The following is a 13,720-nucleotide window of genomic DNA, read 5'->3' as shown; positions in this document are numbered from 1 at the left end:
TTGAAATTGCAAAAAATGGGATTATTGAAGGATTATCAAATGAATTAATTTCTAAATTGACAAGTTTAACAATTGAGAAAATACAGGAATTGAGACTCGAAATGAACAAATAAAACTTCTCTCAACATCTAGCATATCCTTGTACCTGTAAGCCGAGCAATGAATTGTAATCAACGAATACCTATAAAAAATAAAATCCAATGAGTTAAACCGATTCCATTTGCGGCTCTTAAGGAGTTATCGAAATGTTTTTAGATAATATATTAAGAGGATTAATTCCCTTTTTATTTATGATAATTTGTAAATAAACACTATTTTTATTTTATTTTTTTACTATTTTTGAAAAATAATTAACGGCAGTTTTTCACGTACTGAATGTATCTGTTTTTTTTGTTTTTACCTCAAATTTACACGTATATTTGGTATAGTATTTAATAAAGAAAAAATGAGTACGGTTTTTTTTATTTTATTGTTTATTACTTTTGTGTTTTGGATCATCCTGCTATATTCCAAAAAAACTATTTATACCAATCTGTTACAAAAAAAAGGGGTAAAGCTGATGTTTTTTCCTATTGGTTTGTTTTGTTTTTATTTATTTCATTACCACTTGTTTTCGGTTTCTAGCCCTGCTGCAAATGTACCCATTATAGGCACCTACCAGCTTCAGGCTGTTGAAAATTTGGACATAGCCTCCAATCGAATTGCCAAATATCATTTGACTATTGATGCTGATGGTAATTTTTTCTTTAATTATTTGCCTCATCATACTTTGTGCCATCATGGGAGGTGTTTTTTTGAAAACAATAAAAAACCTTCATTACATTTTGTTTGTGCTACCCATCAATTTGTGTGTGAAACGAATATGAAAAACCAAACTATTAAAATTAATTTACCTGCTAAAAACGAACAATTTAGTTTATTATATAAGAAAATATATTAATTAAACTAACTCTTTATTCATGTCGTAGCCTAATAAAAAGTATTGATTGTTGTTGAAACTAAATTCTGTAATGACTTGCCATTGTATTTTTTTGGTGTGTGCTATAAATGATGGTTTGTTTATTTGATTGATAAATGTAAGAGATATTGGATATTTTTTTACCATATTACTACGCATGAATTCAAAAAAAGGCTTGATAAGTCCTGTACCTCTATATTTTATATCGATACAAATTGGGCCATATTGAAAGCTATTGTGTATTGTTGGTGTATTGCCTTCAAATTGGATTTGGTCGAACAGCGCTGTAATATGGTTGAAGATGGGCCATTGGCTAAAATAGTGCCAACTTCCTGCAAAAATATAACCTATTATTGTTTGATTGTCTTTTGCAACAAACAAACCTTCTTGGGCTATTATGGTATTGAGTTGTGCTATACTGAAAGGGGTTGTAACAAAACCTCTTTGTTTGTCGGCCTCGGACATGTTTGTTACTAAATATTTGTCTTGGAGTGCTAAAATTCCTTCGATATCTGCTTGTTGGGCTATGTTGAAAGTGATGTTGTGGGCCATTTTTTTTAGGGATAAAAGTTTATACAAAAGAAAGTATTTTTAATTTTAAATCAAATCTTTTTTTCTTATTTTTGCCCTGATGGACTGTTTTTAAAATGCGGCTGTCGATTTGCTAACATTATTTTTAGTGTTATGTTTTTTTTTGCGTGAGGGATAGCAGTGGAAATCCTTTTTTGTTTTTTTCTTTAAAAAACAAAAAAGATTGAAACGAATAGCCCGACCCGTAGTTTACGGAGGGGCACGCCCAACAAGAAGCTACTATTATAGAAAAGGTTGTTTGTTTTGAATCTTTTGGAGTGGTTACTTGAAATAATTAATTGATATAAATGAAAAATATAATCGTTACGGGTACTAGTAGAGGCATTGGATTTGAACTTGCACAACAATTTGCTGCGGCAGGGCATCGGGTTTTGGCACTTTCTAGACAAATTTCGCCAGTTTTGATGGCTATAGAAGGCATTAGTTGTTTGTCTGTTGATTTTTCGAAGACAACTGATTGGCAAATTGTGTCAGATTTTTTGAAAGAAAACATGAACACAGTAGATGCTTTAGTACACAATGCGGGCACTTTGCTTCATAAGCCATTTGAATTGACTACCATGGAAGATTTTGAAATGGTTTATAGAGTAAATGTATTTGCAGTAGCCCAATTGACACAAATTGTGTTGCCTTATATGAACAAAGGCAGTCATGTGGTGTCTATCAGTTCGATGGGAGGTATTCAGGGGAGTTTAAAATTTGCGGGACTATCTGCGTATAGTTCTAGTAAAGGGGCTTTGATTACCTGGAGTGAATTGTTGGCAGAGGAGTATCAAACGGCGGGAATTTGTTTTAATGTACTGGCTTTGGGGGCAGTTCAAACAGAAATGTTGGCCGAGGCTTTTCCTGGTTATGAAGCACCATTGACGGCAAAGGAAATGGCTACTTATATAATGGAGTTTACCTTGACAGGTCAGCGCTATTACAATGGCAAAACTTTGCAAGTTTCGAGTGCTAATCCTTAAAACAATTTGTATCAGTTGAACGACATTTTATTAAAATATTTGCCAGAGCAAGCCGTAAAACCTGTTTTTGATTTGATTGTTAAACACGGCGTTCATTTGAAAATTGTTAATGAACGACAAACCCGACATGGCGATTACAGGCGGGCATTGGACGGGCGGCATCAAATAACCGTCAATTCTAATTTGAATCCGTATAAGTTTTTGATTACATTGATACATGAGATGGCTCATTTGGTGGCATTTGAAAAATATGGCCGGCACATTAAACCTCATGGGATTGAATGGAAACACACTTTTCAGCATACGATGTTGCCTTTTATTCGACCCGAAATTTTTCCGAGTTCGTTGTTGCCTTTATTGGCTAGGCATTTTAAAAACCCCGCAGCCAGTAGCGACAGAGATGCTACCTTATCATTGGCATTAAAACAATTTGATCCTCAAAACGATTTGCATTTTGTATTTGAATTGCCTTATGGTAGTTTTTTTCGTATATCAAATGGAAAAATTTTTAAAAAAATTGCCGTTCGCACCAAAAGATACGAATGTTTGGAAGTGAGTAGTGGTCGTTTGTATTTATTTAATCCGAATGCTGAAGTAGAATTATTGACTGACATTCAATAAATTTCAATAAACAAGGTGAATTTTAATGTGAAAAATTGAAAAATTTAGAATAGATTTGCCAATTCAAAATGACTATGATGAATAAAAATTATTATGCCATCTTGATGGCTGGCGGAATTGGATCGAGGTTTTGGCCTGTGAGTACGACCGATTTCCCAAAACAGTTTCATGATATGCTTGGTACTGGCGAAACTTTAATTCAGAAAACATTTAGTAGATTGTCTAAGTTGATACCTGCTGAAAATATTTTGATTTTGACACAAGAGTATTATAACGACTTGATATTGAAGCAATTGCCAATGGTTACGGCAGCGCAAATAGTATTGGAACCCTCTATGCGAAATACTGCACCGTGTATTTTGTATGCGTCGATGAAAATAAAAAAACGAAACCCAAATGCAATTATGGTTGTTGCACCAAGTGATCATTGGATAGAAGATGAAGTACAATTTATAGATAATTTGCAACGCTCGTTTGATTATTGTGAGGCCGAAGGTCAGTTGATGACATTGGGCATTTTGCCTACATTTCCAAATACAGGGTATGGGTATATTCAGTTTGATAAATTAGAAAAGCAACCTTTTAAAAAAGTAGTACAATTTAGAGAAAAGCCAGATTATCCGACTGCACGAAAATTTTTGCAAAGTCGTAATTTTCTTTGGAATGCGGGCATTTTTATATGGAGTGTTAGCTCTATTTTAGAAGCTTTTAAGATGTATCAACCTGAAATGTATCAGCATTTTTTGAATGGATATGAATATTATAATACCGACTTGGAACAACAATTTATACAAGAACATTATTCTAATGCCGAAAATATATCGATAGATTATGCGATTTTAGAAAAAGCAACTAATGTATTTGTTTTGCCTGCTACTTTTGATTGGAATGATTTGGGTACTTGGGGCTCGTTGTACGATAAATTGCCAAAAGACGAGCAAGATAATGCGGTAGTCAATGCGAGGGTGATTTTAGAAAATGCGTCAAACAATATTATTAGAACCAATCCCAATAAGCTAGTAGTAGTGGATGGTTTGCATGATTATATTATTGTAGATAAAGATGATGTGTTGTTAATTTATCCAAAAAGTAAAGAACAAAACATCAAAGAAATTGCTAAAAAAGCATAAAAAAAGCCCCAATATTTTGGGGCTTTTTTTTGTGATAAATATATCAAATAAACCAATTTGTTTGTGTTATTTATTAATAAACAACATTGTGTTTATGGATTATTTTAAGATATTATAAAATGATAGAATAACTGTCTTTTTTAGCTTGATCTAAACCTTGAAATCTTTCAGAACATTCTGCTATCATTGCAAATGCTTCAGAAGCATCACCCCAACCTTGTACATCTACAGATTTGTTTTCAAGATCTTTGTAAACTCTGAAAAAATGTTCAATTTCTTTTATGGTGTGTTCGTTTATATCAGAAATATCGTTTAGTTTATTCATAATCGGATCTGCAACTGGTACACAAATGATTTTTTCGTCTGGACCTTTGTCGTCTGCCATTCTAAAAATTGCAATTGGTTTTACTTCTGCTAAAATTCCTGGCATCGTAGGTTCTGTAAACAAGACCAATACATCTAATGGATCGCCATCTAATGCTAAAGTTTCAGGGATAAATCCATAATCGGCAGGATAAAACATGGCAGAATATAACATTCTGTCAAAACGGATTCTTTTTAATTCAAAGTCATATTCGTATTTGTTGCGGCTTCCTCTAGGAATTTCGATGAACACATCGACTGATTTTGTATTTGTTGTCATATATATTTATTTTCTAAATTTTAGTTTGCAAAAGTAACAAATCTATATCTTTTTTCAATAAAATTTCTTAAATTATTGCATAAAATTTATTCAAGATCGTAACTAATAGTTCGGTTTCGTTTTTTTAAGTAATAATGCCATAGCAAATAGGTAGCCATTGTTCGAAATGGTTTCCAATTTTCGGTATAAGCAGCCATTTCTGTTTGAGTTGTCAAACCTGTTAATTCTTTGATGGTATGCGAAACGGCAATGTCGCCCAAAGGCAAGATGTCGGGCGATTTTAAGCAAAACATCAAATAAATATCGATAGTCCAATGTCCAATTCCTTTGATTTTAATTAACTCGTTTCTGATTGTTTCATCGTTTTTAGATGAAAGTTGGTCTAAATGGATTTGCTTATTCAAAACGGCTTCAGCTAAACAATGAATGTATTTGGCTTTTTGTCTGCTTACACCATATAGTCTAAAATCAGCTTCAGATAATGGAATTAAAACTTCGGGCAAAATGTGATTTACACCATTTTTTAATTTTAAGAAAGTAGCTTTAGCCACATCAACAGATACTTGTTGTTCTAAAATTAGTAATACCAATGTTTCAAAGCCTTCAGGCCGATTGGGTATTTTGGGTACACCATACAAATGTATGATTTTTTCAAAAATACCATCTTTGTTTTTTAAATATTCAATAGCTGTTTCCATTTAAAAATAAAATCCAAAAGACGCTTTGACATTAAAATTATTGGCATCAGTCATGTTGCGATAGTTGCCTCTCCAACTGGCATCTATTCTAAAAACTTTGAAAATATTGCCAATTCCGGCACTATACTCCCAATAGGGTGTAGTTGGCGATATATATTCGAGCCCCGATGCGTTGATTTGTTTGTTGTTGTCTGAAACAGAGCCAACAACCGCTTTTACGCCAATAATCTCTCGCCAATTGAGTTTTCGCATCATTGGAATTCTAGCAAAAATATTGCCTTGAAAATTATGTTCCCATCTTAAGGTAGCATATTGATCGGTTATTAATTCATAAAAATTTAAGTTGTTAAATGTGTTTCCAATTAAAAAATAACTTTGATTTCCAGGCACAACACTCATCAATCCTAGTGGTATAGTGCCAAAAGTTTTACCTAATTCAATGGTAACAGACGAATTGCCAAAGGCACCTAAAGCCAATGGTTTTTTGTAAAACAACTGTAATTTGTCATACTTGAAATCGCTATTGATAACCCCTTTAAATCCATGGCTATAATTGATAAAAAATCTACTGAATCTATCATCAATTGTAGATCGTTCTACACCATATCCAATGCTTTTTTTCTTGGGCGTAAAATCTAATTGAAAATTAATATCAGCCTGTTTTACAGTACTTCGGATACTTGTTTGAGCAATGTCTGTATAATAATCCAAACTAAAAGTATTTGAAGCAGAGGTTAAAGTTCTGTAAGAAAATCCAATGCTAATATTTAAATTTTTAATAGGTTCTACATCAAATTGAACATTTGCTAGTTGAATGCTAGTAAGCTTTCCATTTGCAGTGGTATTAAAAATACCAGACGAAGCATAACTTCTACCTAAAACGTCATTGGTAGAAGATAATGAGGCCCCAATTTGTTCTACATCTTGTCTATAACCGCCGGATAGTACCAACCTGTTTTTTGGATTCATCATCCATTTTCCAGAGATACCATATTTAATCTTTTGATCTCTAAATCCATAAGCTGTATAACCTTGAAGTCGCCATGTATCATTCATGCCAAAATAAGTTCTGCCGCCAACTCGTAGTCGTACACCTTCTACTTCATTGTAACCAAAAGTCGAATAAATAGGACCATAGTCAAACTTACCAATATTGATGTATCCTGTACCAAGAATAGCGGCTAAATTGTACATCCGTTTGAATTTTTTTACTGTTTTTAGGGTATCTAACATTTTATAAATACCTAATTCATCTTTATTTAGCTTTTCAAATCGGTTCGTTTGCCAATATTCATCTGGCTTTTTAAATACTTCGTTGTCTATAAAATTGATTTCTTCATCATAAAATTTAGAATTTTTTTCTTTGTCAAATAGATGGTTTCTGAATAAAGTAGTGCGTTTGCCATAAACTCCTTTTGACTTTTCTTTTTTATTTAGTGCAAAATCTGACATCATGTAATCTCTTGAAAGCAAAAATACAGAATCATTTACAACGTCAAATTCTTGTTCAATATATATATCTTTTACCCAGTTGATGTTGGCACTTTTTGTTACGGCCATATTGATGTTTTTTATGGCAAATGTTGTGTCGTTTACCCAAAAATCGCCCTTAAAAGTAAGTTCGTTTTTTCGTCTTGGATAAAAAACAATATTATAACACCATTTGTTATCCACTATGGCACTATCTCTTAAAACATAATTATAAACATCTATACCCGTTTTTGAAATAGGACTTGTAAAACTTTTGTCGAAAAATTTTAAATAATTATCATAAATATCATAATTAGAATACAAATCTTTGATAAATGTATTTACACCATCATCGTTTCTTAATCCAGAATTTTTATTTGCTTTCAAAACTTCTTTTTCTTTACCCATTTTATTATCGCCAAATACTTCTGAAAGGGATTCGTTAATAAAAATAGGCAAATACGTTTTGCCTGTTACTTTTGAAGTATCTATTTTTTTGAAAATGAATTCCATACCTTTGAAAAGACGGTTTTTCATAAAAGCACTGTCGATAGAATTCATGTCAAACTCTACTTTTTCGTACTTGTCGTATTGGTATTGACGAAACATTTTAAGTCCATTTTGATGTTTTCGTGCCCAAATTTTTCTTAAAATAACCAAGGCGGGGTTGTCTTTTTTGGATGTTTTACCTCTAAAAACGACTACCTCTTTCAAACTTTCTCTTTCAGACAAAACAATTTTAAAATCGTAAAGAACGGATTTTGTTAAAGCGATTTCTTTGTCGGAATAGCCTTCTGCACTTGCCACAAGGGTTTGGTACATTTTTGTTGATTCCAAATAAAAATGACCATCTTCATTGGCCAAAACCCCTTCGGTAGAATTTTTGAAAGCAATGTTTACAAACGGAACGGGTTGATTTTTTTTATCAACCACATAACCACTAATTTTTGTTTGTGAAAAGGCATTAGTAAGGACAAAAAAACTAAAAAACAACAAGCATTTAAATTTGAGATTCATGGACTGTAAATTAAAAAAATTAGTCAATCTGAAATTTTTTTTTCTGACTGACTAATTTTATTATTCAAAATATTTTTAATTATTTATACAAAACTTTTTTAACAGCTTTAACAACATCGTTCGCATTTGGCAACCATTCTTTTAATAAGGTTGGCGAATAGGGAGCGGGAGTATCGGCTGTAGTAATACGTTGGATTGGAGCGTCTAAAAAGTCAAAAGCTCTTTCCTGTACGATATAGGTTATTTCAGAGGCAACACTTGCAAATGGCCAAGCTTCTTCTAAAACTACTAATCTATTGGTTTTTTTAACAGATGTAAGGATGGTGTCGTAATCCATTGGTCTTACGGTTCTTAAATCGATAATTTCGCAAGAAATACCTTCTTTGGCTAATTCATCGGCTGCCAAATGGGCTTCTTTAATGATTTTTCCAAACGATACTATGGTTACGTCTTTACCTTCTCGTTTGATGTCTGCTACACCAATCGGAATAATATATTCACCTTCTGGCACTTCGCCTTTGTCTCCATACATTTGTTCAGACTCCATAAAAATTACGGGGTCGTTGTCTCGGATAGCAGCTTTAAGCAAACCTTTGGCATCATATACGGTAGAGGGTACCACCACTTTTAGACCAGGGGTGTTGGCAAACCAATTTTCAAAGGCTTGAGAGTGTGTGGCACCAAGTTGTCCTGCCGATGCCGTGGGGCCTCTAAAAACCATGGGCATTGGAAACTGACCTCCTGACATTTGTCTCATTTTTGCTGCATTGTTGATAATTTGGTCAATTCCTACTAACGAAAAATTGAAAGTCATATATTCTACAATGGGTCTGCAGCCATTCATGGCAGAACCTACGGCAATACCAGCAAAACCAAGTTCTGCGATTGGAGTATCTATTACACGTTTTGGACCAAATTCATCCAACATGCCTTTTGATGCTTTGTAGGCTCCGTTGTATTCCGCAACTTCTTCACCCATCAAATAAACAGATTCATCTCTTCGCATCTCTTCGCTCATGGCTTCGCAAATGGCTTCTCTAAATTGTATCGTTCTCATAGTTTAGTTTAGTAATTGTATTTTTTTATGAAGCAAAAATAATATTTTTATGGTTGTAAATATACAAAAATGTATAAAATATGATTTAAAGTTGTTGCATTTTGAAAAAAAAACAGAAAACCATTCAAATCATTGATAAAATCATGAAATTGAATGGTTTATATTGAAAAATAAAATGTTATTTTCTAATTTTTTTACAAATAATTAATATCTGTCTCTGTTTCCACCACCACGGTTGTCTCCACCACGGTTGTTTCCGTATCCACCACGTGAATCTCCGCCACGGTTGTTATTAAAACTTCTTCTTTCGCCTTCTGGTTTTGGCTCTGATTTGTTTACTACAATTGCACGACCTTGAACAGTTGCTCCATTCAATTCGTCAATAGCTTTTTGTGCTTCGCTATCATTTGGCATTTCTACAAATCCAAATCCTTTGCTACGACCTGTAAATTTGTCTGTTATTATTTTTACAGAATCAACTGCACCATAAGCCTCGAAAGACTCTTTTAAATCTGCTTCCTCAATACTGAATGGAAGACTTCCAACAAAAATGTTCATAAGTACTCTTTTTAAATATCTACAAATGTAATCTTATTTTATTTCACGGGCACTATTTTTTTTAGTTTTTTTATTTAATCTTTTTTACCAAAATAAAAAAGCACTTATTGTACGATAAGTGCTTGTGTTTTTGAAGTCTATTAGGACTAATTTATTGGAATTCTGTAAAAAAAGCCGTGTTGGTAATTTAATACTCCCGCATCTGTAAACGAACCCGTAGTAAGTTTTGCATTAAATTTAAATTCCCCACTAATAGTTGCTCCGTCATAACTTTTGATGATGATTTCGCCATTGCTAGACATGACGTTTTGTACTATAAATTTTGCATCGCCCACGGCTGTGCCTCTGTCTATGGTTATTACATCGCCTGATTTGTAGCCGTTTCCAGGTGAGGTTACTTTTATTTGTGTTATTCCCCCTAAATTTGATACTTGAATATAAACACGCAATCCTTGTCCGGTGCCGCCAGTTGTGCCAACAGAGCTTCCAGAGGTGTATCCTGTGCCTCCGTTTGTAAGCAATACTTTGCTTACCATTCCTGTTGTAACGGCGGTTTCATATTTGCTATAGCTTACGGTTCCAGAGGTTATAAAAGAGGCATAAGTATTGGTGTCGGTAGTGCCTAGAGTGTAGGTGCCTAAGTTTTTACTACTTGTAGAAATTGTAAGTGTTTCGTTGTCTTTTGTTCCTGTAATGCTTAGTTTTCCTGCACTGTTTATGGTTGCTTTAAAGCTATTGGCTTGCCAAAACAAGCCATCTTTTTCGCCTTGAAAAGTGGGGTTATCTACTTTTATATCTTTTTGACACGACAAAAGCGATACAATAGCAACTGTTAGCATACTAATTTTTTTCATAGAATGTGTTTTTTTGGTCTTAGCTGTTGGGCTAATTGTTATTTATATCAGTTTATTATTGGCTTATTTTTGTTTTAAAGCTTTACTTTTTTAATTTTTTTTATATTTGAGGAACATTTTGTCTCAACAAATATTTACTTATACAAAAATAATGTTTTTTTTTTAATTAACCTTTTTTAATTCAAAAAATATTATTTTTTTCAAATACCTTTGCTCGACAATAATGTGTCGTGTTGGGCTATGATGTCAATTAGGCTTACAAAAATAGTTCAATTAAAGGGTATGCTTTTTTTGGATGGCATTGAACTCGCAAAGAGAAGAAAACTAATTTACGTTATGAAATAGTACTAGTTGCGGATAGTTATATTAATTGGAGTACATTGGTTGTTGTGAATTTGGGTTGTTTTGCGTGTGGGATAGTAGTGGAAATCCTTTTTTGCCCCCTTTTTTGGAGCAAAAAAGATTATTTCACAATATTATATTTCTTTTGGAGTTCAATGAACTTTGTTTGAAACGGATAATCCGACCCAGAGTTTACGGAGGGGCACGCCCATATTGTAGGTCGTTTTATTAAAATATATATATATGAAAAAATTTATAATGTTATTTTCTTATTTTTTTCATCCTATTTTCATTCCAACATTTGGGACATGCTATTTTTTGTGGGGCAGCGATAGTGTGATAAGTATGTTGGATTTGGAGCAGTATTTGCTTTTGGTTCAAGTGGTTATCATCACGATATTGGTGCCCATTACGTTTTATTTTTTGTTAAAATCATTGGGCAAAGTGGATTCTTTTATGACGTGTAATGTTCATCAACGAAAGTGGCCGGTTTTTATGCAAATTATTTTGATTGTTTCTTTGTTGAAAAATGGTATATCTATTGATAAAACACCAGAATTGTTTTATTATTTTGTGGCGGGGCTCCTCAGTGCTTGTTTGGTTTTGATGTTGTTATTTTTTAATGTCAAGGCGAGTTTGCACCAAATTGGGGTAGTGGCCCTTTTGATTTTTGTAGGACAATTGAGTTGGCATTTTCAGACTAATAGATTGTTAATCATTGCTTTAAATGTGTTGGCTTGTGGTTTTGTAGCTTCGTCCAGATTGATTATGAAGGCACATACCCCAAAAGAGCTTTTGGTGGGGCTTACGGTTGGAGCTGTGCCTGGGGTTTTGTTGGGGTATTATTGGGTTTAAAAATTGGAGTTTTGCTGTTTAAGGTTTTGTAAGTGTGTGTATTAATTCAGATTCTAAAGCTGATTTTAACGCTACTACTTCGTTGGTTTTATCGTTTGGAATGGTCATCGAAAGAACATAGTGTTTGATTTTCCATTGTCCGTTTTCTAATAGTAGCACTCCAGAGCCTCTACAAATTTTCATTTGAGTGCTTAGTAATTCATCAAACCATGCCATTTTTTGGTTGTCGGAAAGGTAGATGTTTCGTTGTATGGCTTCAAAATGCCAGGCTTTTTTTCTGTCGAAATAGGGTTTTGAAAAATCTTTGAAAGCTTGTTTATTCCAATTTTCGGTAGCATCTGTTCCTATAAAAATAGCATCGTTTGTAAGTACATTAAAATAATCGTCAAAACGAGCTTCTGCAGCTGCTTTGTGCCATTGATTGAGGGTGTTGTTGATATTTTGTTGGGCTATGTCCTTTTGTTGGGCCCATAAATTGCTGGAGAAAAGCCAAATGATTATTAGGAATCTGTTCATTTTTTTATTGCAATAAAAGGTTCAGTTTTTGAATTAAATTGTTGTCGGATGGGCGAGGAGCGTCTGCATCGATGATTTTTCCTGATGGATCAATCAAAATAAATCTTGGAATGGAATTAATTTGTAAGCTAGTTATGAAATCGGAATTCCAATTTTTATCTGCAAATAGTTGAATACCACCTAAGTTTTTGCTGGTAACAAATTTTTTCCATTTTTCAAAATCTTTTTCTTCATCAATTGAAATACTTACAAAAGCAATGTTTTTTTGGTGAAATTCTTTTTCAACTTTGCTCAAAAAAGGGATTTCTGCTCGGCAAGGCCCACACCAAGTAGCCCACACATCGATATACACATATTGCCCTTTTAGGTCTTCGAGTTTGGTTTTTTTTCCATTGATATTGCGATAGTCAAAAGAAGGAGCTGGGCTGTTATTGAGTGCTTTTTTGGCAATTACTTGTTTGTAAAAGTCTGTAAAATATACTTTGCTCTCCTCTAAACTTTTTTGTTTAATGTTTGTAAAAGTGGGGTCCAGTTGGGCTTGTTTTAACAACTCAATATCGCTTTTTATTTTATTATTGATGGCTTCTTGGAATTGATTTTCGTTTAAACTCAACAAACTTTTTAAATCGAATTTTTCGTCATTCAAGGCACTTTGGGCTAAAAAATTGTTTTCGTTGGCACCAATTCCTTCATAATGAATGCTTTCGTCAAATTGTTTGGCATCCATTTTAAGATGCATATCATAGTTGTTTTTTAAAAACAGTTGGGTATATTCGACCCCATCATACAAATTATAAAATCCTTCTTTAACATCAAATGTGGCATCAAACACACCATTTTTGTTGAGGTTTATTTTTTGAATGGTTTTGTCATCTTCTAAAATAACAATGTAATCATGGTTTCTGTTGGTTATTGTTGCTTTAAAATGGAGTTTTTGTTGGGCAAATGCTGCAACATTCAAAAAGGATAACAAGGCAATAGCTATTTTTTTCATCTTAATAAGTATTTGATTTGAAAGTGCAAATTAGCAAAAAAAGTTATACGAAAATGGGTTTTGATTCAATTTTAACATTTTGAAGTTTGCCAATACTTGTTTTATTCCCTTTATTTGAATTGCAAAATGAGATTATTTTGAATTTTTTTCAACCAATTGCAATTCGTTGTTGCAACATGTTTATATCAAATATATTTATAAAATAGTCCAAAGATGGGTAGTTATTTTTTTAGAAAAAATTTTCAAAAAAAATCGTTGCATAGCTGGGCTACGGAACTATTTTTTTTGACTCATTTTAGCAAAAAAGAACCAATTGAAAACCAACATAAAATCTTATATTTTTGGGCGTGCCCCTCCGTAAAACTACGGGTCGGGCTATTCGTTGCAATCTTTTTTGTTTTTTTAAAGAAAAAAAACAAAAAAGGATTTCCACTGCTATCCCTCACGCAAA

The 13,720-nt window shown here is 33.1% G+C and carries 14 protein-coding genes; 5 read left to right on the top strand and 9 right to left on the bottom strand.

Going from position 1 to position 13,720, the window contains the following annotated elements:
* Positions 1–559: 559 nt before the first annotated feature.
* A complete protein-coding gene (locus tag B0A58_RS05860; RefSeq protein ID WP_133063077.1) occupies positions 560–940 on the top strand; it encodes a hypothetical protein in 381 nt (126 codons plus the stop codon).
* Here B0A58_RS05860 and B0A58_RS05855 read toward each other — a convergent pair whose 3' ends face one another.
* The gene (locus B0A58_RS05855; RefSeq protein ID WP_089080259.1) at positions 941–1,510 is read right to left on the bottom strand and encodes a GNAT family acetyltransferase; all 570 of its coding nucleotides are present in this window, start codon (positions 1,508–1,510) and stop codon (positions 941–943) included.
* 326 nt (positions 1,511–1,836) lie between these two features.
* On the opposite strand from B0A58_RS05855, the gene B0A58_RS05850 reads away from it, so the two are divergent.
* The 3 genes from B0A58_RS05850 (at position 1,837) to B0A58_RS05840 (ending at position 4,265) form a co-directional block, all read left to right on the top strand.
* Positions 1,837–2,514 (top strand): SDR family NAD(P)-dependent oxidoreductase, encoded by a 678-nt coding sequence (locus B0A58_RS05850; RefSeq protein WP_089080258.1) that lies wholly within the window; start codon positions 1,837–1,839, stop codon positions 2,512–2,514.
* 15 nt (positions 2,515–2,529) lie between these two features.
* Positions 2,530–3,135: a SprT-like domain-containing protein gene (locus B0A58_RS05845; RefSeq protein ID WP_014083173.1), complete on the top strand. Its 606-nt coding sequence runs from the start codon at positions 2,530–2,532 to the stop codon at positions 3,133–3,135.
* A gap of 77 nt (positions 3,136–3,212) precedes the next feature.
* A complete protein-coding gene (locus B0A58_RS05840; RefSeq protein WP_089080257.1) occupies positions 3,213–4,265 on the top strand; it encodes a mannose-1-phosphate guanylyltransferase in 1,053 nt (350 codons plus the stop codon).
* 112 nt (positions 4,266–4,377) lie between these two features.
* Here the strand turns inward: B0A58_RS05840 and B0A58_RS05835 are convergent, their stop codons facing one another.
* From B0A58_RS05835 to B0A58_RS05810, 6 genes are all read right to left on the bottom strand, one after another.
* Entirely contained in the window at positions 4,378–4,908 is a 531-nt protein-coding gene (locus B0A58_RS05835; protein WP_014083175.1) for an inorganic diphosphatase, read from the bottom strand.
* A gap of 86 nt (positions 4,909–4,994) precedes the next feature.
* On the bottom strand, positions 4,995–5,606 hold the full coding sequence (locus tag B0A58_RS05830) for a DNA-3-methyladenine glycosylase family protein (RefSeq protein WP_089080256.1): 612 nt from the start codon (positions 5,604–5,606) through the stop codon (positions 4,995–4,997).
* Positions 5,607–8,093 (bottom strand): DUF5686 family protein, encoded by a 2,487-nt coding sequence (locus B0A58_RS05825; RefSeq protein ID WP_089080255.1) that lies wholly within the window; start codon positions 8,091–8,093, stop codon positions 5,607–5,609.
* A gap of 79 nt (positions 8,094–8,172) precedes the next feature.
* Positions 8,173–9,150: a pyruvate dehydrogenase complex E1 component subunit beta gene (locus B0A58_RS05820; protein ID WP_089080254.1), complete on the bottom strand. Its 978-nt coding sequence runs from the start codon at positions 9,148–9,150 to the stop codon at positions 8,173–8,175.
* Positions 9,151–9,354: 204 nt separating this feature from the next.
* Positions 9,355–9,708 (bottom strand): RNA recognition motif domain-containing protein, encoded by a 354-nt coding sequence (locus B0A58_RS05815; protein ID WP_014083179.1) that lies wholly within the window; start codon positions 9,706–9,708, stop codon positions 9,355–9,357.
* A gap of 146 nt (positions 9,709–9,854) precedes the next feature.
* Complete coding sequence (locus B0A58_RS05810; RefSeq protein ID WP_089080253.1) at positions 9,855–10,562, bottom strand: DUF6252 family protein; 708 nt, start codon at positions 10,560–10,562, stop codon at positions 9,855–9,857.
* Positions 10,563–11,147: 585 nt separating this feature from the next.
* Between B0A58_RS05810 and B0A58_RS05805 the strand changes: the two genes are divergently transcribed.
* Complete coding sequence (locus B0A58_RS05805; RefSeq protein WP_089080252.1) at positions 11,148–11,759, top strand: hypothetical protein; 612 nt, start codon at positions 11,148–11,150, stop codon at positions 11,757–11,759.
* A gap of 18 nt (positions 11,760–11,777) precedes the next feature.
* On the opposite strand, the gene B0A58_RS05800 is transcribed toward B0A58_RS05805, so the two are convergent.
* Entirely contained in the window at positions 11,778–12,275 is a 498-nt protein-coding gene (locus B0A58_RS05800; RefSeq protein WP_089080251.1) for a nuclear transport factor 2 family protein, read from the bottom strand.
* A gap of 4 nt (positions 12,276–12,279) precedes the next feature.
* Entirely contained in the window at positions 12,280–13,269 is a 990-nt protein-coding gene (locus B0A58_RS05795) for a TlpA family protein disulfide reductase (RefSeq protein ID WP_089080250.1), read from the bottom strand.
* Positions 13,270–13,720 lie beyond the last annotated feature (451 nt).

Origin of the sequence: Flavobacterium branchiophilum NBRC 15030 = ATCC 35035, assembly GCF_002217205.1 — a bacterium.
Lineage (GTDB): Bacteria > Bacteroidota > Bacteroidia > Flavobacteriales > Flavobacteriaceae > Flavobacterium > Flavobacterium branchiophilum.
Note: the sequence above shows the minus strand (reverse complement) of the source record. Positions and strands in the feature narration are given on the sequence as shown.